This is a genomic window from Candidatus Centipeda massiliensis, from assembly GCF_900290285.1.
GTDB lineage: Bacteria > Bacillota > Negativicutes > Selenomonadales > Selenomonadaceae > Centipeda > Centipeda massiliensis.
This window is the reverse complement of sequence record NZ_LT985755.1, coordinates 138,431-156,635: the sequence shown is the minus strand read 5'-3', so window position 1 is coordinate 156,635 and position 18,205 is coordinate 138,431. Positions and strand designations below refer to the sequence as shown.

The window sequence follows — 18,205 nt, the reverse complement described above, 5'->3', positions numbered from 1 at the left end:
GCGGTATCTGCCTGACTGACAGATGCCGCTTGCTTTTCGGTTCAACGAAGTGAATCCATAATCTTGATAATGGTTTCGCAGGCCGAGGAAAATTCGACTTCTCTCGCATATTCATAATCGCGCTGATATGTTTTCCAGTGTTGCTGCATTGCACTGCTCTTTACAATCTGCCCCATGATACTGTGATACTGCGGGATTAGGTCACCGGAATTGCGCTTTTGCGCAGTTTCGGACAGTGCTTTATGTAAAGTGTCACGATCAATCTCATGTCCTTTCAGCTTGCTGAGGATGAAAATGTCATAGTAATCTCTTGGACGTGTGTTTTGGTCGCCGCGAGAGATTACCGTCTCCAATTTTTCGGCGAGAATCGTCTCAAGATTGTACGCAAAAATCTCCAACGTATCGTCGCTGAACATCATCGGATAGTTGTATTCGATTGCTTCAGGGGTGATCTTATCGCCGGTTGTAATGTCCAGTTTCAGTGGAACTCTCATAGGGGGAAAGTTTGCGGTCAGTGAGATGCGGTATCCACCGTAGGCATCGTTTTTTCGGATTTTTCCTACACCTTGGAAGCTGAAGCTTATATCATCGTCGATGGGGATGGAGATGATTTCCTCGAACATTGTTTTTATGCTGTTCTCGTTCACGGGATGATTTTGGATGGTGGCGTCCATATCCATTGTGGCACGCGAATGAAGACCGACCATTGAGGCGATCAACAGTCCGCCTTTGAGGATGAAGTTCCCTTGATATTTTGAACGAGAGATGCGCTCCAACAGGCGTTCCAACATATAGTTTTGCATCACAAGCTGGGCAGGAATGTGCTTTTCCTTTGCCATTTTGCTGATGGCCGCTTTTAACTGCATGGCATTCTTCAAAGCAGGACCTCCAAATACGTCCGTATTTTTTTCTCTACGCCGAGACGCTGCGCATACTCGGAGAGCAGAGGAATTTTTTTTTGCGGACTGTCCATGTAGCGTTTGAACGCCTCTGCGGTGATCTGAATATCAGCAGCGTGGTGTGGGCGCAGAATGTCGCAGAGTGTCCGTTCTATCGAGTAGCAGTGCACCGAATTGCCGGCAGGAGATTTTATCTCTGTTATGCCGAGTGCATACCGTTCCGCCTTCACCTGTGCGCAGTGAACGCCTTCCTTTTTCGGATTCGCCAGATTGTAGTTCGTTGGGAAGGTCATATGGTAGGCGATCGGCGTTCGATCCGTCAGATCCCAGAGGAAGAGAGCTGTTTCGTGTGAAAAGATGCCACGTTTGAATCGTGTTTGCAAATTGAGAAACTCATCCTCCCATATCTCGGGCAGTGTGTATACCCCACGGGCGGGACGGAGCAACTGTCCCCGTTTGACGAGATGCGCCAACATGCTGCGGGATATGCCGGAAGACACAGCTTTTGCTGTTGTCAGCATACCATTATTTTGATGGATGAGGTTCATAATAGTCGTTTTCTGCGTCATGTGAACCACCTCCTATAAACTTTTTTGCTTGTATTATATATATAAACAAGCAAGAAAGTCAATAAAGTATCAATGAAGCTGAAACCCTCGGACTGCCATAAACGCAGCCCGAGGGTTTCATATCAAGACGCCATTGCAGTGGTCAATCTCATGTTGAATAATCTGTGCCGTAAATCCTGAGAACTTGTTTTTCTGTTTGCGGAACTTTATATCACGGTATACGACTTCAACCCATTCACGCCGCAGCGTTTTTCTCTGTCCAGGGAGGGACAGGCATCCTTCCTCTGCTTCATATTGTTCCGTGGACGATTTTACAATCTCCGGATTCAGCATAACAAGATGAGATTTTCCAACGCATACAGCGATGATGCGCTTCTTCTCTCCGATCATGTTGGCAGCAAGTCCGACGCAGTGTCCAACATGGGCTTTGAGCGTATCGAGCAGGTCGTTGGCAATCGGGAGGTCGGATTTCACGGCCTCCTCGGATGGCTGCCCGAGAAACATTGCATCCTTGACGATAGATCGTACCATCTGCCTCCTCCTTTATTCGTTTTAATATTCGCGTGTACAAACAAGTTTTCCTGCAAACATCTATGAAGGAATCCGAAGCATATGTATTTATCAAAATAAATTTGATTGAAAAAACTTTTAAGAAATGGTGACCACTTCCCCTTTTTCTGTCTGCACTCTTATGAAAAGGGGATGTGATTTCCCCGTGATTAAAAAGGAGAAATTTATGCAGCATTTCAACGAATCTCACTATCCGGATCCGACGGCGGGGGCGGCAATGAGGACTCTCGAGAGGGAGATGAACGCCGCTTTCCCAATCATCTACATCTGTTCGGCATATCGCAACAATCCACGCGTCAATGTCATGCGGGCGCGGGAGTATTGCCGCTTTGCCGTGCGGCGCGGATGCATCCCTCTGGCTCCGCATCTTCTGTTTCCTCAGTTCATGTCCGAGGTACAGGATCGCGAACTTGCCATCCGTATGAACTTTGTCCTCCTGCGTCAGTGCAAGGAACTCTGGGCGTTTGGCACGGAAATTACCGAGGGGATGCAGATGGAGATTGCAAAGGCAAGATCACTCTGCATTCCGGTGCGCTATTACAACACCAAGTGCGAGGAGGTCGTATGGGGATGACCATCGACGAACTCAAAGCGCAGAAAATCTGGATCTGTTGGAACTATGCTATGCAGAATGGCAATCGAACGAAGATGCCCTGTGCCGCAGACGGCGGTATCACGGGATCGAATCATGCATTTCGGGCAAGTTGGGTGACGTTCGAGGAAGCCCGGCATGCGGCAGAGGCATCGTCCTACAGCGGTGTCGGCTTCATTATCCCGAAGGGAATGTATTTCTTGGACATTGACCACAGGGACGAAGCGGATGCGATGGTGCAGCTGCAGATCCGCAGACATGACACCTACGCCGAGAAGTCCGTCAGCGGAAACGGAATCCACATCTATGGCTGCTGTGATTATGACCGCATTCCGAAAACGAAGGACAAGGACGGCAAGGAAAAACTCGATTCGAAATTCTACGTCAAGAATCCGCACAACAAAATGGAACTCTACGTCGGAGGACTGACCAATCGTTTTGCGGTATTCACGGGCGATGTGTTCCATGATGCGCCTCTTAATGACGGAACGGAAGCTGTACTTACCACACTCAAGAAGGATATGCTTCGCAAGCAGCCCGTGAACTACCGTCCGAAAGAGGATGGCGACCGCACCGTATTCGACATCGTTTGTTCTTTGCGAAAAGCTAAGAACGGTGGGAAGTTTGCACGGCTCTTCGACCGTGGTGACATCTCGGAGTACGGCAGTGCCTCGGAAGCAGATGCCGCCCTCTGTGCCCTGATTGCCTTTCGGACGGGAGACGATACGGAGATGATTGATGCGGTCTTTCGTATGTCTGCCCTTTACCGCAAGAAATGGGAGCGTGCGGATTACAAGGCAGCGACCATCCGTACGGGCGTGGAAGCCTGTCACGGCGTGTTTCATGCATCGGTGATGGATCACCCGGATTTCATTCACTTCAACACAAAAGGACAGGCGGTCATCAGTTGCCCGGCTCTTGCGGATTACATCCGGCAGCATCTAAGCTACATCTTCGTTCGGGACAGTGCGCGGCACGGCGTGCTGCGCTACGTCTACGAGGGCGGCGTGTACCGCCTCTATGCCGACGATATGCTCAAAGGACTCATCAAGAACTGCATCGCCGCCTACGATCCTGAGATGATCGAGATGCGTAAGGTAGACGAGACGTTCCGCATTCTCACAACGGATCTGGACTACATCAAAGATTCCGACCTCAATGCCGACGAGGACATCATCAACTTTCAGAACGGGATTCTGCATCTTTCAACGATGGAGCTGACCGAGCACAGCGCAGACATTCTCTCTACTATACAAATCCCGTGCGAGTGGGCGCGTGAAGAGATTACGACACCTGTGTTCGATGTATTCATGCAGACACTCACGGATGGAGAGATCGAGATTGAGCATCTCTTGCTTGAATTCATCGGTGCGTGTCTATCCAACGTCAAAGGCTGGCGTATGAAGAAGGCGCTCTTTATGTACGGAGCAGGGGATACGGGAAAATCCCGTCTCAAATGTCTGGTGGAGCAGCTGCTTGGCAGAGGAAACTATGTCGGCATTGATCTTCGTGAGATTGAGGTGCGATTCGGCACAGGGCTGATTTACGGAATGCGGCTTGCGGGCAGCTCAGACATGAGTTTCATCACCGTGGATGAACTCAAGACCTTCAAGAAATGTACGGGCGGGGACAGCATCTTCGCGGAATTCAAGGGACAGAACGGCTTCGAGTTCACCTTCAATGGGCTGTTCTGGTTCTGCATGAATCAGTTGCCGAGGTTTGGGGGCGATGACGGGCAGTGGGTGCATGACCGTATCATGCAGGTACATTGCAAAAATGCCATTCCCATCGACAAACAGGACAGGCTTCTCGGAGAAAAGCTCTATGCCGAGCGTGACGGGATCGTTCGCAAAGCCATCCATGCGCTGCGTGCGGTCATCCAAAATGGTTACCGCTTTACGGAGCCGCAGTCGGTTCTGTCGGCAAGAGAGGAATATATGGTCGAGAACAACTCCGTGCTTGCCTTCCATGCAGAGTGCATGATGAAACGTCCCGAAGGTGCAAAATGCAGCGAGGTCACAACGGGCAAGGTCTACCGCATCTATCAGGCATGGTGCAGGGACAACAACAACGGCTTTGCAAAGACCGCACGGGAGTTCAGAACCACACTGGCTCGGTATTACAAGACAGATTTCAGCTCAATGACCATACGTCGAAGCTACGGCAGCGTGTATAAGGATCTGATTCTGAATGAGGATGCTGTCCGCGAATGCACAGTGCCCTACAACGGAGCGGAAGAAGATTTTTTGTGACAGCAGTGAGAGCTCAGTGACAGTAAAAGCAAAGAACTGTCACTGGCTCAACCCCTTGTCATTATTGGGATTACGGAACATAAGTGATAGTAGTGACAGTTCTTTTATCTTTTATATATAGGGAAAAAAGAAAACTTAGGAAGAAAGAAAAAATAAAAATATTTATATATATAAAGATATAGGCGGCAACCATCACTACCATCACTTCATCTCCTGAAAGTGAGGAATATCAATGCGAGAGCGTGATTTGGAAAGATACACCACAATGGTCATAAAATTGCACGGCGGACTTGCACTGAAGTTCATATCTCCGGGATATGCGGGGGTGCCGGATCGCCTTGTGCTCATGCCGGGCGGCAAGATGTGTTTCATGGAGCTCAAGGCTCCGGGCAGGAAGCCACGCCCCTTGCAGCTACGACGTATCGAGCAGCTGCGTGCACTCGGATTCAAAGTCTATGTGGTCGATGGAAAAGAAGAAATCGGAGGAATTATCAATGCGTTATGAACCGCATTTCTACCAGACATACGCCAAGGATTTTATCCTTCATCACAAGGAAGCTGCGATTTTCTTGGATTGTGGGCTTGGCAAGACCGTCGTTACTCTTACGGCAATCGAGGAACTGCTGCATGACTTCTTCGAGATTGGCAAGGTACTCGTTATCGCTCCGCTGCGCGTGGCGCGGGACACATGGCCCTCGGAGATTGCAAAGTGGGAGCATACGAAAAACATCCGCGCCTCTGTGGTTATGGGAACACCGAGAGAACGGACGGCAGCACTCATGCGGCGTGCGGATTTGTATATTATCAATCGGGAAAATGTCAAGTGGCTGATCGAAGAGAGCGGCGCGGTTTTGGATTTTGATATGATCGTCATTGATGAACTCTCATCGTTCAAATCTCATCAGGCGAAAAGGTTCCGCTCCCTCCTGAAGCTGCGTCCCTCGGTCAAGCGGATTGTAGGACTGACGGGAACACCGTCGGCAAACGGACTCATGGATCTCTGGGCTGAGTTTCGTCTTCTGGATATGGGCAAGCGGCTCGGCAGATTCATCTCCCATTACCGCAATGACTTTTTCCTTCCCGACAAACGGAATCAACAGATGGTGTTCAGCTACAAGCCGCGCGAGGGTGCAGAGGATGAAATCTACCGCCGGATTGAGGACATTACGATTTCCATGCGTTCCAAGGACTATCTCAAAATGCCGCAGCTCATCTCAAATAGCGTATGTGTTGCTATGGATGAGCGTGAGCGGGAACTCTATGACCGGATGAAGCGGGACATGGTGGTTGCCCTTGGTACTGCGGAGATTGATGCCGTCAGTGCGGCGGCACTTTCCGGGAAACTCCTCCAGATGGCAAACGGAGCCGTCTATACGGAGGACGGGAAATCCGTACATCTGCACGACCGTAAAATGGATGCGCTAGAGGATCTTGTCGAGAGTGCGAACGGGAAGCCCGTACTCGTCGCGTATTGGTATCGACACGACCTTGAGCGAATTAAGGATAGATTACCTGTTCGAGAGATTCGGTCGAGTGCAGATATTGCGGACTGGAATACGGGCAAAATCCCAATCGCAGTGATTCATCCCGCAAGTGCGGGACATGGACTCAACCTTCAGTTCGGCGGTTCGACGCTCATCTGGTTCGGTCTTACATGGAGTTTGGAACTCTACCAACAGACCAATGCCCGGCTCTATCGGCAGGGGCAGACAGGGACTGTGGTTATCCACCATATCATCACGGCAGGGACGATGGATGAGAATGTTATGCAGGCACTTGAACGAAAGGACAAGACACAGACGGCTCTGATTGATGCCGTCAAAGCAAATTTGGAGGTGGCATCCCATGATGAACTCTGAGGTTCTTGCCAATGCAATCATCGAACAGGCGGCAAAGGATTATCGCTGGGCGCGGACGGTTCTTCGCAAGGCGGCAGAGAATGCTGCGGCGGCAGCGATGCGCAGCGACACGGAGCGGTTCTTTCATTCCGCATGGTTTGGTCAGTTGACGAGTATAAACGGAGAGTGGCTTCTTCAACAGCTAGAGGGGGAATTTGCATGACGGCAAAGGAATATTTTAGTCAGGCACGAAACATCGACAATGAAATCCAGAGTATGTTGGAGGAGGTCGCTGTTCTGCGCAGCATGGCAGAAAAGACTACCGCCGTGATTACGGGAATGCCGAGCAATGCAACGAGGAACACGTCCCAGCTTTCCGACACCATTGCAAAAATCATCGAGCGTGAAGAGAAGATCGACGCTGAGATTGATCGGCTCGTTGACCTGCGTTCCGAGATTTACGAAACAATACAGCAGGTGGAGGACAAAGAAGCACGGCGTGTCCTGTATCTCCGTTATATGGGTTACCGTTCGTGGGCAGAGATTGCGACGGAGATGAAACTTGGTCTTCGTCAAATCTACCGTCTGCATGGCGTTGGACTGAAAAATATTTCTCCGATGTCACTAAATGTCACTAAATGTCACTAAATGGCAGTCGATGTCGTCTTGATGTCACTACCTTGACAGTGATATGATACACTCAGCAAGAATAGGATATGGAATCAGCCTTCTCGGAGACGCAATTCTCCGCGAGGGCTTTTTTGATGGCACGAGGAGGTGTGCGATGCCGAGAAAGCCGAAGCGTCCCTGCCGCATGACAGGCTGCCCGAACCTTACGGACCGAAAAAGCTGCTACTGCGAGACGCACGAGAAAACGATGCAGCGGCATTACGACCACTTCATGCGCGGCTACGATCAGCACGAGAGATACGGCAGCACATGGAGACGCATTCGTGACCGTCACTTGGCGGGGAATCCACTCTGTGAGATGTGCAAAGATCAGGGGAGATATGTTCTTGCGACGCTTGTGCATCATATTCGACCGATTTCTGAGGGCGGTACGCATGACGCGAGCAATTTGATGTCGCTCTGCGCGTCATGTCATGAGAGGATTCACCAACGGAAAGTACCAAAATAAAAAGCCGACTCCAATGAATCGGCTAGAAGAGATCGCTATGTGAACCCGTGCGGGAAGCGGTCAGAATCAGTTTTCCTTTGTCGATGGCATATACGAGTAGCCAGTCCGGCATGATGTGGCATTCACGAAAACCAATGTAATCGCCAACCAGAGCATGATCCCGATACCTTTCGGGGAGTTGTTTTTCCGCGCAGAGCATTTGCAGGACATCATCCAGCTTTTGCATATCTGCTCCACGTTTACGCAGCTTCTTTAAATCCTTGCGGAACTGCGTGGTGGTGACGAGATCAAGCATGAGCGTCCTCCGCATCCAGATCATCCATCAGTGCGGGCAGCGACGGATAGCGCTTCGGCTCGATTTTGCCATCCATGATGTCGCGTGCTTCCTGCATGGCAAGAAGTGTTTCCCTGTTATAACGGGGCTGTTTCGGTTGAAAGGGGAAGCCTCCCTCCATGATGGATGCGTGCAGAAAGATGTTGATGGCGTCGGTCACGGAGATACCGAAACTGGAAAAAACACTTTCAGCCTGCGCTTTGATTGTCGGTTCGATGCGCATATTGATTGTTGCGGTCTTGGACATGATGCATAACCTCCTTTTGCTTATTGTAACGCGAAAGTGAAGCAAATGCAATACGTTCTTATCCCTCATAGGGGGCGGTCAAATCCCTAAAACCGCGCCGTTACTGGACCGGGGAGGGGGCGCACGCACAAAAACGTCAGTTCAAACGGGGTATTAAAGGAAGGGGGCGAGAAGATGGCGCGTGACGGTACAAATCGCGGAGGACGGCGCATCCGGGCGGGAGACAAACCCGAAGCACTGGCAGACAAGATTGCGGGCGAGCGCACCGCGCACATCATGGAGTTTCCAATGACAGAACTGGACGGAACAGACCTTGTGGATGTCGCCGATCTCTACGGCGAGGAAATGCCAACCCCGAGTGAATTCCTGTCTGCACGGCAGAGGAACGGAAAGCCGCTCGGTGCGGATGAGATTTTTCGTGAAACATGGCTGTGGCTGAAAGAGCGCGGCTGTGAGCGGCTTGTGAATCCACGGCTCATTGAAAGCTACGCGCAGGCATTTGCCCGCTTCATCCAGTGCGAGGAGGCAATGAGTCAATACGGGCTCATCGGCAAGCATCCGACCACAGGCGGCGCGATTGCAAGCCCCTTCGTCCAGATGGGACAGGTGTTTCAGAAGCAGTCCAATCTGCTTTGGTATGAAATTTTCGACATCGTAAAGCAAAACTGCACCACGACATTCAGCGGCTCTCCGCAGGAGGATCGGATGGAGCGGCTGCTGCGTTCGAGGAAGTAAGAAGGATGATGACGGGGCGTGACATAGCCGAGGAGTGACTCAAATAGACAAGAAGCAGGAATCGGTACTATTTCTCCGTATAGCTACACAGCTCAACCAGATTCCCATCGGGGGCGCGCAGGTAGATGCTCCGCATGGAACCACGTGCACCGTGACGCTCTACAATACCGGTTTCCGGAATGATCTCCTTTGCATGAAGCTCTTGCATGATAACTTCGATGGGCTCATCTACGACGAAGCAGAGATCAAGAGCCCCCGTGCATGGATGTGCTGCTGCAGGGAGGAATTCTGCGGGGCGCAGATGAATGTTGATCTTTGAGGCTCCAAAGAAAAAGGAATAGCGTCCGTTCTCTTGGCGCAACTCCATCCCGAGAATCTCCGTGTAAAAGCGCAGACACTCTTTCGGATGCTCGGTGGTCAGAACAAAATGGTCGAGGAGAGAGATGTTCATGGCGTTTCCTTTCACTGTCGCCTACAGTCTATATCATCGTTGAGAAAGCATAGCAGCTCTCGCTTCTTGTCTTATACCGTTATCTCAATTTGATTGTCCTCAATCCCGATGACGCAGCTCTCGTAATATCCATCTCCAGTGGTACGAGGTCCGCTGATGATCTTGTGGCCGTCGCCTTTCATACGAGCCGTAAGGGAATCAACCGCTTCTTTGCTGCCGACGCTGAAAGCTATATGGATAAAGCCTGTTCTGGTGAGGGACTTCTTGTCATCTGTCATTTCGGGCTTCTTCATAAGTTCCAGTCTCGCACCATCCTCAAAAGAGATGAAATAAGAGCGGAAACCTGTATTTTTATTGTGGTAGCCGTCATTGGCATTGCCGTTTAGATATTTTACGAAAAAATCCTTGGCTGCCTCCAGATCATTCACGTACATTGCGATGTGCTCAATCTTCATCGTATGACCTCCATCCACCTACTTCATAATCTCATGAAGTGAATTATTCTTTGCAGTATGGCTCTATTCCTGTTTGTCTCAAAATTTCAGGAGGTGTAGATCTTGGGAAAAATGACATCTGAAATGCAGCTTGTCTCCATCGGAAAGATCATCCCTTATGTGAATAACGCCCGCACCCACTCGAAGGAGCAGATTACCAAGCTGCGTTCGTCTTTGCGGGAGTTCGGCTTTGTGAATCCCGTCATCATCGGCCGGGAGTTCAACGCATAGCGGGACATGGCAGAATCCTCGCCGCGAAGGAGGAGAACATCGAGCAAGTTCCGTGCGTATTCGTGGATTACCTCACGGAGGCGCAGAAGAAGGCGTACATTCTCGCAGACAACCGTTTCGCACTCGATGCGGGATGGGACGAAGATATGCTGCGCGTTGAGATGGAAGCCCTGCAAGGCATGGACTTCGATGTGGACGCAGAACTGCAAAAGCCATGTGTCGCCAAAACAGGAGATGTATGGCATCTCGGCAAGCACCGTGTTATCTGCGGAGATTCCACACTGCCTGAGACATACGAGCGTCTGCTCGGCAGTGAGAAGGTCAATCTCGTCTGCACGGATCCCCCATATATGATCCAGCTTGAAAGCACATCCGGGAAAATAAAGAACGACGATCTGAATGACAAGGACGCCTACGAGTTCCTCAAATCCGCTTTTACCGCCTTTCACTCGGTGATGGCGACCGATGCTTCCATCTACGTTTTCTACGCAACAGCAAAAGCCCGCATCTTTCATGACGCTTATGAGGATGCGGGCTTTAAAGTTGGTGCGGGATTGGTGTGGAAGAAAGACCGCCTCGTCCTCACACGGATGGACTGGAAGTACATCCACGAGCCGATTATCTGGGGCTGGCGGAAGGACGGGCGGCACAGATGGTACGGCGATCAGAAGCAGACTACGGTGTTCTCTTTTGATCGCATCAAGGACTCGAAGAAGGACGGCTGCGGTCATCCGTCCTCGAAGCCCGTGCCGCTTATCGCGTATCTCGTCAAGCAGTGTACGCAGACGAACGGCATCGTTCTCGATGGCTTCCTTGGTTCTGCATCAACGCTCATCGCCTGTGAGCAGTTGAACCGTATCTGCTATGGCGTGGAACTTGAGCCGAAATTCGTGGATGTCGCTGTTGAGAGATACATCCAGAGCAAGGACGGCAATACAGAAGATGTGTTTTTGGAACGTGACGGTGAGCGCATTCCGTATGTGGATGTGCCGAAACCAAAGGAGGAATCGTGATGCGTGTGTTTTTGAATCCGGGTCATGCACCGAACGGGAATCCCGCCCCCGGTGCGTGTGGGTATGGGCTGCGAGAGTGTGATGTGGCAAAGAACGTCGCTGACCTTGTTGCGGGCTATCTGAGTGCCGCAGGAGTCGGAGTTGTGGGGAGTCTCCAATCCGACAGTCTGCATGAAGTAGTCTCGGCTTCCAATCGTGCGGATGCCGATGTGTTTATCTCCATTCTCTGCAATGCGTGCAACGGTATGGCGCAGGGGACAGAGGTTTGGCACTACTACGGAAGCGGAGAGGGAGAGAAACTGGCACAGTGCATCCAGAATCAGATTGTGGATGCACTCGGAACCGTGGATCGCGGCGTGAAGGGGGCAAAGCCCGGTGTCAACGGTCTGTATGTTCTGAGCAACACCGATGCGGTCGCCGTTCTCGTGGAACTTGCGTTTATCGACCATGCGGGTGACGCAGAGCTTCTGCGTTCGCAGCAGGATGAATTTGCCCGCGCCATTGCGCGTGGGGTAACGGACTATGAAGGAGCGTGTTGAAGATGAAACTGGAACACATTCAAAATGAGCTGAAGAACCATGTGGGAGATTTCGTGCGGACGGAGGCGAAGGAAGCGACCGTCCTCTGGCTGCACGAGAAGGGGCTTCCCGCGGCGCGTGAGGTGTCGGCGGCATACACGGCGGCACTTCGCGAGAGTGCCGAGAAGGAGACGGGATGGTGCAGATTCCGTGACCGCATCTTCCTGCCGCTTGTCATCGACGGAGCGATCTGGATGACGGGCAAGATGCTTGAGCGCATGACCACTCCTCATTCTGTGAAATGATGATACTCTGTGGTTTATCTCACTGAGGCTATAGGTGTATACAACACAATTTGCTTGCTAATTATCCCGGCTAGAGTGATGAATGTAATGACCAAAGTACATGAAGGGGGTAATCACCATGAAGGTCAATTACAACATCCAAAAGGAAGAGCGCAAGGCGATGGTCGCGGTAGTCAGCAAGGTGCTCGGGACAAAGCCCGCCTACTGCGGCGCACCGAGCTTTTCCTACAAGGTCGGCGCGTTCGAGATCACGAAGGACGGCAGCCTTTGTTTCGACGATGCCACCGACAAAGCGACGGTGGCGCGTGTGCGTGATGTTGTATAAATAAAGTTGACAACTTCTTCGCAAGGATTTTAGATAAGGTCAAAGAGGAGAAGGAGAGGTCAAAATAGCAGCAAACAGGCAATACGATGACGAATTTAAGGTGCAGGCAATCAAGCTGGCGCAGGAAATCGGTCAAGCGAAAGCCGCCAAAGAGCTAGGAATTTCCAAGAATACGATGTATACATGGACACGCGCACAACGTCTTGGATATTTGGATCTTGGGTGTGGCACGCAAACACCGCAGAGTGCCCTGAGCTTGCACGAGGAGCTCGTGCAGCTTCGCGCCCAGCTCAAGGCACAGGATAAGGAAATTCGACGTCTGAAGAAAGAGAATGACTTTCTGGAAGAAGCAAGCGCTTTTTTCGCCGCGAGCCGTCTGAAGTCAACAAAAACGAACGTATGAAGTTTATTGCATTCAAGACAGCAGACGGCGCACACAAAGGGAATATCAGTTTTTATTGCAAACTGCTCCATGTCACAAGACAGGGATTTTATCAGTATCTGGTGAGCAAAGACCGCCCATGGAAATATCAGGAACTTGCCGATGCCATGATGCAGATCCATGCAGAGGATGAATGCAACGATACCTACGGAAGAATCCGCATGTATCAGGCACTCAAGATCAAGCAGCCAGAAGGCATCCATGTTCCGAGTGAACGCACCGTTTACCGCATCATGGAAGAGATCAGCTTAAGGAATCGCTGATAAAATGAAGTCTGTCAGATTGGTACAGATTTTTCGTCCTGTCAAGGAGACAAACCGGACACATAGCAAAGGCTATGTGGAGGATTTGTCGACACAGAGAGGGCGGAAAAGATGTGCTAAGATGACAGTGCTGAATTTATCAGTGCTTCCTTAAGTCATCGTCCCAATCATAAGCCGAACGGTATGACAAAAACAGATCGGCAGGCACAGATGTCGGAGGATCTCCTGCACCGTGATTTTCATGCCGACACACCGCTTTCCAAGTGTGTCACTGACCTGACAGAGATTCCTGCGTGTGACGGAAAACTCTATATTTCAGCACTCTTTGACTGCTATGACGCCGGCGTGCTCGGACTTTCTGTGGATACGAATATGAGGGCTTCTCTGTGTGTGCAGATGCTTGATAACGCCATGATTTCCTACCCGATGCTCAGGGGAGCAATCCTGCACTCGGATCGCGGCAGCCAGTACACGAGTCAGCTGTATCGGGAGGCAATCCAACACTATGGAATCCGTCAAAGTATGAACAGTGCCGGTGGACGCTGTCATGATAACGCGCGTTGTGAGAGCATGTGGGCACGCATGAAATCGGAGCTTCTCTATGGACGCTATGACACAAAGAAGATGACAACACAAGAGTTGAAGGTTCTGATTTGGCGTTACTTCATGAGATATTGGAACAACCGCCGGATCTGTTCCGCAAACGGCGGACTTCCTCCGATGGTGAAGCGGCGACAGTTCTATGACTCCATTGCCGCGACTGCTTAAGCATTCGTTTCCTTGTGAGAAATTTGTCAACTGTTCTTGACAATATCAAACTGTCAAATCTGTCTTGCGGATGACGGGCTTAAAATAAAGCCCGTCTCCGAAAGGAGGCTTTTATATGAACCTCGTATATCCCGCCGTATTTTATCCTTGTGAAGTGAACCCCGGCTTTACCGTCGTTGTCCCCGATTTGCCCGGCTGTATCAGCGAAGGGGATAGCCTTACAAATGCGATTGCCATGGGCGAAGATGCCGCCTCGGGGTGGATCCTCGGTGAACTTGAGAACGGCAACGAAGTTCCGCCCGCAAGCGACATCAAAGACATTCACCCTGACCCCGAAATCGGCGAGGGCTTTGTTTCCCTGCTTTCTCTCGACATGGACGCATACGCCGCAAAGTACGGCAGCAAATCCGTTCGTAAGAATCTCACGATCCCCGCATGGCTCAACACCTTCGCCGAAGCCGAGCAACTCAACATTTCCAAAGTCCTACAGGACGCGCTTACCGCTCTTTACGAGAAAAAAACAGCTCTTGCATAAGACGTACTACCCGCCACACGGCGGGTTTTTTCATATCGTCCACACATCCGCCTCCTCTGCAACAAAAAAGACACTGCCGCAACAGCGCCCTCCGAGCGTTTCCCTCAGTACCGCGCTCTATCCCCTATAAAATTTATGTCTCCCGTCGACGACCTATAAAAAATCGCCAAAACTTACGTCTCCCCCAACAAAAAAGCCGCCTCATGTGAGACGGCTTTATGAGAGGGAATGGATGAAGGAGGTAGTGGCGACCTGACTCATCTCCAGGTCACTCACAATAACAGTATAACAGGTTTTCCGATGAAAAAAAGGAAGTAAAAAGGAACAAAAACCCGGTTAAAAATACCGTTGGGAAGATGATTGAGTTATCAACATTTCATCTCCTTATAGAAGTCTCCCATTCAGAGTTTCTCGTACATTGGGTCTAAACAACTTATCAAATAAGATATTATTACGTTGCTTAGCATCCTTGATAAGCTTGTCGTACGAAATCACCTCTATATATGCATTTCGGGATGTATTGTAGCCGAAATAACCTTCTCTATCCGCAGTATGGATCAAACTTGCATTTTCTGCAGCCAATCTCATAGATTCTGTTAAATCAGCAATTATACGTGAATTGCAAGAGCAAGTTGAACAGTGATTTAATTAAGAAACATTTTCAATAGCGTATACTTCATCCAAGAAGGTGTTAAACAGTTCTGCTGGTGTTTGATAGTCGAGCACTCGACGAGGGCGGCTGTTTATCTCATCCGCTATGTTTAGGATGTCCTCGTCACTGTATCCGTCGATGCCCGTTCCTTTGGGGATATATTGGCGGAGGATGCCGTTGTGACGCTCGTTCTGCGGGCGTTCCCATGGGCTGTAGGGGTGAGCGAAGTACACCTTCGTGCCGAGGCTCTCAAGCTGCGTGAACGTCTCGAACTCTGTCCCGTTGTCAACGGTAATCGTCTTGAACACTTGGCTGAAACGGTCCTCTCCATATTCCGATTTCAAATGGGCGATGGCTTCTTCAATGCCGGCGCACGTGCGACCCGAGATGCGGATTGCAATGTAGTCGTGCGTCACCTTTTCCACAGCGGTAAATACGGCTGCGCCGCGCCCTTTTCGCGATCCGACAACGGTGTCGGCTTCCCAGTGTCCGATTTCCGTGCCTTCGTCCACAATGGCAGGACGATCCTCTATGCTGCGCCCTTTCAGGCGCTTGTTCTTGCGGTTTCGCTTGCGCTTGCACTTTCGTCCGAGCGCTTGCGGGACATCGAACAGCGTCAGCGGAATCCTACCCGCCCACAGCATATTGTAAAGCGTCTTGGTGCATGGGATACCATCCTCGTCGAACCGTTTGTTCGCCCTGGCATCCCCGACGCACATGTCGATCGACCGCTTGTTCTTACGGATTCTTTCGGTCATCCAACGCAGGAATGGCGCACAGCCTGCGCTGTCAACCTTATACGGTCGTTTGGAGTTCTTTCGATGTTCGAGGTAAGCCCGTTGCCCACGCCTTGCCGTATATTGTGGAGACCGCCCGCGAGCAGCTTGGCGTTCGGGTGTCCCCCGCTTAAGCTCATAGTGGATCGCCGTGTGCGAGCATCCAACCCGTGCGGCTATGGCGCGAAGGGAGAATCCTTCGCGGTGAAGTGCCTGTATTTGCCCCCTTTCGTCAAGGGTAAAGTGCTTTCCCGATTTACGAACAGCTTCCATTGTGGTAGAATAGGCGTAATCCATAGTGATTGCTCCTTTGCTGATGTTTTGTAGCGGAACCATTATAGCACGGGATGTCACTATGGATTTTGTTTTTGTTTAGCTGTTCAACTTCATTTTACAACGAACCATTTACTCCTTTCAGTTTGTCTCTCCTAAAATGCCTTTCGGCTACTGCCGAAGTCGGTGCTCTCGAAAATCTGAAGTTTGTTGCTCAATGTTTGATTTCCTCCTTTTGTTACTTATCAAGAGACATTCGAGGCAAAAAAACCCTTACAAAATTTTCCGAAGGAATCTCAAGCAGATTGATCATGACCTCGATTTCATCAGAATCAAAAACTCTTCTGTTCATCTTCGCATAGAAGGTTTTAGGCGTTATACCCAAGTGTTTAGCCACTTCAGATTGACTTAAACCTTTCTCTGCTATGAGCCCTCTAAGCGCATTTGTGTTTACCATGCCCAATACCACCCCCTACCAATTCATCATAAACTTCAAGTCCTTTTGTTGCGTCTCACGGAATTATGATAGCACCCATTGCGTAACAAGTCAATAAGTTTTTCTGTTAGATGTGATTTTTTGTTGCATATTAGGTAATTTCTGTTATAATGGTGCTACGAAGAAATACTTTTAGAAGGGCGGTGCTCTGAATGGCATTAAACGACAGGCTCAAAGCTGCTCGTACAGCTAAAGGATTTACTCTTGACGAAGTAGCTGCAAAAGTTGGCGTAAGTCGTCAAACTATCCAACGCTATGAATCCGGGGTAATAAGCAACATCCCTTCAGATAATATAGAAAAACTCGCAGCTGCATTAGATACTACCCCCGCCGTGCTTATGGGCTGGGCAGCTCCACCGCCAAAGGTGACAACCACCATGACGTTTGATGGGGACTCCCCCATGCACGATCTGACACAGGCGTATCTTCGCCATCCGAAAGCCGTGCAGGACGAGATCCTCGTTCGCCTTGATCGGCTGGATGTGACATTCTCGAAAAACGTCAGCAAGCTATTGATGGATTCTGGTGATGTCAACGGCTTCATGCAAAAGACAGGTCTGGATTTTCCCCGTGTCGGCAAGCTCATGCAGGGCGAAACTGTATGGACTACCCCCGAGGAGGCGGAGCGTATCGCCGCATACTTTGGCACCGATGTCGTGAAGTTGTTCTTTGAGAGCGAGGTATCGACAGCACCACCGAAAACTATAGCATCGGCCTCAGCGCCTACTGAAGATCCCGTTACGAACGCTTTTGCAGTCAATTTAGGGAAGCACTGATAAATTCAGCCATGCCATCTTGACGCATCTTTTTTGCCCGCACTGTGTCGACAAATCCTCCACATAGCCCCTGCTATGCGTCCGGTTTGTCTCCTTGTTCGGACGAAAAAATCTACGCCAATTTGACGGACTTCATTTTATCAGCGATTCCTTAGAGAACCTGCCGAAGCCTGTCGCGAATCTTTTAACAAAAGCACTAGATTCTAATCTCAGGGCTGAAGGGAATGCGTATCAAGTTCTGATTGCTCTGGCAGAGTATGATATTGTCAAGAACAGTTGACAAATTTCTCACAAGGAAACGAATGCTTAAGCAGTCGCGGCAATGGAGTCATAGAACTGTCGACGCTTCACCATCGGAGGAAGCCCACCGTTTGTTGAACAAATTCGGCGGTTGTTCCAATAGCTCATGAAGTATCGCCAAACCAGAACCTTCAACTCTTCCGTTGTCATTTTCTTTGTGTCATAGCGTCCATAGAGAAGCTCCGATTTCATGCGTGCCCACATGCTCTCACAACGCGCGTTATCATGACAGCGTCCACCGGCACTGTTCATACTTTGACGGATTCCATAGTGTTGGATTGCCTCCCGATACAGCTGACTCGTGTACTGGCTGCCGCGATCCGAGTGCAGGATTGCTCCCCTGAGCATCGGGTAGGAAATCATGGCGTTATCAAGCATCTGCACACACAGAGAAGCCCTCATATTCGTATCCA

General features: G+C 50.3%; 25 protein-coding genes and 4 pseudogenes. 18 read left to right on the top strand and 11 right to left on the bottom strand.

Annotated features, from left to right (window positions below; translation table 11 throughout):
* Window positions 1-41 precede the first annotated feature (41 nt).
* The 3 genes from C8273_RS06645 to C8273_RS06635 form a co-directional block, all read right to left on the bottom strand.
* Complete coding sequence (locus tag C8273_RS06645; RefSeq protein WP_234343922.1) at window positions 42-878, bottom strand: nucleotidyl transferase AbiEii/AbiGii toxin family protein; 837 nt, start codon at window positions 876-878, stop codon at window positions 42-44.
* Entirely contained in the window at window positions 875-1,468 is a 594-nt protein-coding gene (locus tag C8273_RS06640) for a type IV toxin-antitoxin system AbiEi family antitoxin domain-containing protein (protein ID WP_106626973.1), read from the bottom strand. The genes C8273_RS06645 and C8273_RS06640 overlap by 4 nt, the downstream gene beginning before the upstream one ends.
* A gap of 117 nt (window positions 1,469-1,585) precedes the next feature.
* Window positions 1,586-1,999, bottom strand: coding sequence for a peptide deformylase (locus C8273_RS06635; protein WP_106626972.1), 414 nt, complete (start codon window positions 1,997-1,999; stop codon window positions 1,586-1,588).
* Between the two features lie 205 nt (window positions 2,000-2,204).
* Here C8273_RS06635 and C8273_RS06630 point away from each other — a divergent pair, with 205 nt between their 5' ends.
* The 7 genes from C8273_RS06630 to C8273_RS06600 all read left to right on the top strand — a co-directional run bounded on the left by C8273_RS06630 (window position 2,205) and on the right by C8273_RS06600 (window position 7,858).
* Entirely contained in the window at window positions 2,205-2,612 is a 408-nt protein-coding gene (locus C8273_RS06630; protein ID WP_106626971.1) for a DUF7768 domain-containing protein, read from the top strand.
* Entirely contained in the window at window positions 2,603-4,882 is a 2,280-nt protein-coding gene (locus C8273_RS06625) for a DNA primase family protein (RefSeq protein ID WP_106626970.1), read from the top strand. Before C8273_RS06630 ends, C8273_RS06625 begins: the two co-directional genes overlap by 10 nt.
* Window positions 4,883-5,114: 232 nt before the next feature.
* Complete coding sequence (locus tag C8273_RS06620) at window positions 5,115-5,387, top strand: PDDEXK family nuclease (RefSeq protein ID WP_106626969.1); 273 nt, start codon at window positions 5,115-5,117, stop codon at window positions 5,385-5,387.
* A complete protein-coding gene (locus C8273_RS06615) occupies window positions 5,377-6,741 on the top strand; it encodes a DEAD/DEAH box helicase (RefSeq protein WP_106626968.1) in 1,365 nt (454 codons plus the stop codon). The genes C8273_RS06620 and C8273_RS06615 overlap by 11 nt, the downstream gene beginning before the upstream one ends.
* On the top strand, window positions 6,731-6,943 hold the full coding sequence (locus C8273_RS06610; RefSeq protein ID WP_106627299.1) for a hypothetical protein: 213 nt from the start codon (window positions 6,731-6,733) through the stop codon (window positions 6,941-6,943). Before C8273_RS06615 ends, C8273_RS06610 begins: the two co-directional genes overlap by 11 nt.
* The gene (locus C8273_RS06605; RefSeq protein WP_106626967.1) at window positions 6,940-7,368 is read left to right on the top strand and encodes a hypothetical protein; all 429 of its coding nucleotides are present in this window, start codon (window positions 6,940-6,942) and stop codon (window positions 7,366-7,368) included. The genes C8273_RS06610 and C8273_RS06605 overlap by 4 nt, the downstream gene beginning before the upstream one ends.
* 136 nt (window positions 7,369-7,504) lie before the next feature.
* Window positions 7,505-7,858 carry an HNH endonuclease signature motif containing protein gene (locus tag C8273_RS06600; RefSeq protein ID WP_106626966.1) on the top strand — a complete coding sequence of 118 codons (354 nt, stop codon included), beginning with the start codon at window positions 7,505-7,507 and terminating at the stop codon, window positions 7,856-7,858.
* Between the two features lie 22 nt (window positions 7,859-7,880).
* Here C8273_RS06600 and C8273_RS06595 read toward each other — a convergent pair whose 3' ends face one another.
* Window positions 7,881-8,153 (bottom strand): type II toxin-antitoxin system RelE/ParE family toxin, encoded by a 273-nt coding sequence (locus C8273_RS06595; RefSeq protein ID WP_009439029.1) that lies wholly within the window; start codon window positions 8,151-8,153, stop codon window positions 7,881-7,883.
* Window positions 8,146-8,439, bottom strand: coding sequence for a type II toxin-antitoxin system RelB/DinJ family antitoxin (locus tag C8273_RS06590; RefSeq protein ID WP_106626965.1), 294 nt, complete (start codon window positions 8,437-8,439; stop codon window positions 8,146-8,148). The genes C8273_RS06595 and C8273_RS06590 overlap by 8 nt, the downstream gene beginning before the upstream one ends.
* A 174-nt stretch (window positions 8,440-8,613) precedes the next feature.
* Between C8273_RS06590 and C8273_RS06585 the strand changes: the two genes are divergently transcribed.
* The gene (locus C8273_RS06585; RefSeq protein ID WP_106626964.1) at window positions 8,614-9,174 is read left to right on the top strand and encodes a P27 family phage terminase small subunit; all 561 of its coding nucleotides are present in this window, start codon (window positions 8,614-8,616) and stop codon (window positions 9,172-9,174) included.
* Window positions 9,175-9,241: 67 nt separating this feature from the next.
* Here the strand turns inward: C8273_RS06585 and C8273_RS06580 are convergent, their stop codons facing one another.
* Complete coding sequence (locus C8273_RS06580; RefSeq protein ID WP_106626963.1) at window positions 9,242-9,625, bottom strand: VOC family protein; 384 nt, start codon at window positions 9,623-9,625, stop codon at window positions 9,242-9,244.
* A 71-nt stretch (window positions 9,626-9,696) separates the two neighbouring features.
* A complete protein-coding gene (locus C8273_RS06575; protein ID WP_009439028.1) occupies window positions 9,697-10,080 on the bottom strand; it encodes a VOC family protein in 384 nt (127 codons plus the stop codon).
* Window positions 10,081-10,182: 102 nt separating this feature from the next.
* Between C8273_RS06575 and C8273_RS06570 the strand changes: the two are divergent.
* From C8273_RS06570 to C8273_RS06530, 9 genes and pseudogenes are all read left to right on the top strand, one after another.
* Window positions 10,183-11,363: pseudogene (locus tag C8273_RS06570) on the top strand (site-specific DNA-methyltransferase).
* Window positions 11,363-11,902, top strand: coding sequence for an N-acetylmuramoyl-L-alanine amidase family protein (locus C8273_RS06565; RefSeq protein ID WP_106626962.1), 540 nt, complete (start codon window positions 11,363-11,365; stop codon window positions 11,900-11,902). The pseudogene C8273_RS06570 and the gene C8273_RS06565 overlap by 1 nt, the downstream one beginning before the upstream one ends.
* Window positions 11,903-11,904: 2 nt before the next feature.
* Window positions 11,905-12,186: a prevent-host-death protein gene (locus tag C8273_RS06560; protein WP_106626961.1), complete on the top strand. Its 282-nt coding sequence runs from the start codon at window positions 11,905-11,907 to the stop codon at window positions 12,184-12,186.
* 118 nt (window positions 12,187-12,304) lie between these two features.
* Window positions 12,305-12,499: pseudogene (locus tag C8273_RS06555) on the top strand (virulence protein); the annotation flags it as partial.
* 112 nt (window positions 12,500-12,611) lie between these two features.
* The gene (locus tag C8273_RS06550; protein ID WP_199821018.1) at window positions 12,612-12,914 is read left to right on the top strand and encodes a transposase; all 303 of its coding nucleotides are present in this window, start codon (window positions 12,612-12,614) and stop codon (window positions 12,912-12,914) included.
* Window positions 12,911-13,216: a transposase gene (locus C8273_RS06545; RefSeq protein WP_234343920.1), complete on the top strand. Its 306-nt coding sequence runs from the start codon at window positions 12,911-12,913 to the stop codon at window positions 13,214-13,216. Before C8273_RS06550 ends, C8273_RS06545 begins: the two co-directional genes overlap by 4 nt.
* A gap of 4 nt (window positions 13,217-13,220) precedes the next feature.
* The gene (locus C8273_RS13155) at window positions 13,221-13,370 is read left to right on the top strand and encodes a secretion protein HlyD (protein ID WP_106626151.1); all 150 of its coding nucleotides are present in this window, start codon (window positions 13,221-13,223) and stop codon (window positions 13,368-13,370) included.
* Window positions 13,370-13,984 (top strand): annotated as a pseudogene (locus C8273_RS06535) (IS3 family transposase); the annotation flags it as partial. The gene C8273_RS13155 and the pseudogene C8273_RS06535, both read left to right, overlap by 1 nt.
* 115 nt (window positions 13,985-14,099) lie before the next feature.
* On the top strand, window positions 14,100-14,519 hold the full coding sequence (locus tag C8273_RS06530; protein WP_106626150.1) for a type II toxin-antitoxin system HicB family antitoxin: 420 nt from the start codon (window positions 14,100-14,102) through the stop codon (window positions 14,517-14,519).
* A gap of 648 nt (window positions 14,520-15,167) precedes the next feature.
* On the opposite strand, the gene C8273_RS06525 is transcribed toward C8273_RS06530, so the two are convergent.
* Both C8273_RS06525 and C8273_RS06520 read right to left on the bottom strand, forming a co-directional pair.
* Window positions 15,168-16,244: an IS30 family transposase gene (locus tag C8273_RS06525; protein ID WP_106626149.1), complete on the bottom strand. Its 1,077-nt coding sequence runs from the start codon at window positions 16,242-16,244 to the stop codon at window positions 15,168-15,170.
* A 214-nt stretch (window positions 16,245-16,458) separates the two neighbouring features.
* A complete protein-coding gene (locus C8273_RS06520) occupies window positions 16,459-16,677 on the bottom strand; it encodes a helix-turn-helix domain-containing protein (RefSeq protein WP_106626148.1) in 219 nt (72 codons plus the stop codon).
* A gap of 191 nt (window positions 16,678-16,868) precedes the next feature.
* Between C8273_RS06520 and C8273_RS06515 the strand changes: the two genes are divergently transcribed.
* The gene (locus tag C8273_RS06515) at window positions 16,869-17,492 is read left to right on the top strand and encodes a helix-turn-helix domain-containing protein (RefSeq protein WP_106626147.1); all 624 of its coding nucleotides are present in this window, start codon (window positions 16,869-16,871) and stop codon (window positions 17,490-17,492) included.
* Here C8273_RS06515 and C8273_RS13150 read toward each other — a convergent pair.
* A pseudogene (locus C8273_RS13150) lies at window positions 17,478-17,628 on the bottom strand (secretion protein HlyD). The gene C8273_RS06515 and the pseudogene C8273_RS13150 overlap by 15 nt on opposite strands.
* 170 nt (window positions 17,629-17,798) lie before the next feature.
* Window positions 17,799-18,205 (bottom strand): DDE-type integrase/transposase/recombinase (locus tag C8273_RS06505; protein WP_159060742.1); only part of this gene is annotated, 407 nt, incomplete at its 5' end.

Bases quoted from the DNA above. Each gene is read 5' to 3' on its own strand.
- C8273_RS06525 (WP_106626149.1), bottom strand. From the start codon at position 16,244: ATGGATTACGCCTATTCTACCACAATGGAAGCTGTTCGTAAATCGGGA.
- C8273_RS06620 (WP_106626969.1), top strand. From the start codon at position 5,115: ATGCGAGAGCGTGATTTGGAAAGATACACCACAATGGTCATAAAATTG.
- C8273_RS06640 (WP_106626973.1), bottom strand. From the start codon at position 1,468: ATGACGCAGAAAACGACTATTATGAACCTCATCCATCAAAATAATGGT.
- C8273_RS06530 (WP_106626150.1), top strand. From the start codon at position 14,100: ATGAACCTCGTATATCCCGCCGTATTTTATCCTTGTGAAGTGAACCCC.
- C8273_RS06545 (WP_234343920.1), top strand. From the start codon at position 12,911: ATGAAGTTTATTGCATTCAAGACAGCAGACGGCGCACACAAAGGGAAT.
- C8273_RS06580 (WP_106626963.1), bottom strand. From the start codon at position 9,625: ATGAACATCTCTCTCCTCGACCATTTTGTTCTGACCACCGAGCATCCG.
- C8273_RS06625 (WP_106626970.1), top strand. From the start codon at position 2,603: ATGGGGATGACCATCGACGAACTCAAAGCGCAGAAAATCTGGATCTGT.
- C8273_RS06515 (WP_106626147.1), top strand. From the start codon at position 16,869: ATGGCATTAAACGACAGGCTCAAAGCTGCTCGTACAGCTAAAGGATTT.
- C8273_RS06635 (WP_106626972.1), bottom strand. From the start codon at position 1,999: ATGGTACGATCTATCGTCAAGGATGCAATGTTTCTCGGGCAGCCATCC.
- C8273_RS06565 (WP_106626962.1), top strand. From the start codon at position 11,363: ATGCGTGTGTTTTTGAATCCGGGTCATGCACCGAACGGGAATCCCGCC.
- C8273_RS06600 (WP_106626966.1), top strand. From the start codon at position 7,505: ATGCCGAGAAAGCCGAAGCGTCCCTGCCGCATGACAGGCTGCCCGAAC.
- C8273_RS06575 (WP_009439028.1), bottom strand. From the start codon at position 10,080: ATGAAGATTGAGCACATCGCAATGTACGTGAATGATCTGGAGGCAGCC.
- C8273_RS06610 (WP_106627299.1), top strand. From the start codon at position 6,731: ATGAACTCTGAGGTTCTTGCCAATGCAATCATCGAACAGGCGGCAAAG.
- C8273_RS06595 (WP_009439029.1), bottom strand. From the start codon at position 8,153: ATGCTTGATCTCGTCACCACCACGCAGTTCCGCAAGGATTTAAAGAAG.
- C8273_RS06520 (WP_106626148.1), bottom strand. From the start codon at position 16,677: ATGGTAAACACAAATGCGCTTAGAGGGCTCATAGCAGAGAAAGGTTTA.
- C8273_RS06605 (WP_106626967.1), top strand. From the start codon at position 6,940: ATGACGGCAAAGGAATATTTTAGTCAGGCACGAAACATCGACAATGAA.
- C8273_RS06630 (WP_106626971.1), top strand. From the start codon at position 2,205: ATGCAGCATTTCAACGAATCTCACTATCCGGATCCGACGGCGGGGGCG.
- C8273_RS06585 (WP_106626964.1), top strand. From the start codon at position 8,614: ATGGCGCGTGACGGTACAAATCGCGGAGGACGGCGCATCCGGGCGGGA.
- C8273_RS06560 (WP_106626961.1), top strand. From the start codon at position 11,905: ATGAAACTGGAACACATTCAAAATGAGCTGAAGAACCATGTGGGAGAT.
- C8273_RS06590 (WP_106626965.1), bottom strand. From the start codon at position 8,439: ATGTCCAAGACCGCAACAATCAATATGCGCATCGAACCGACAATCAAA.
- C8273_RS13155 (WP_106626151.1), top strand. From the start codon at position 13,221: ATGAAGTCTGTCAGATTGGTACAGATTTTTCGTCCTGTCAAGGAGACA.
- C8273_RS06615 (WP_106626968.1), top strand. From the start codon at position 5,377: ATGCGTTATGAACCGCATTTCTACCAGACATACGCCAAGGATTTTATC.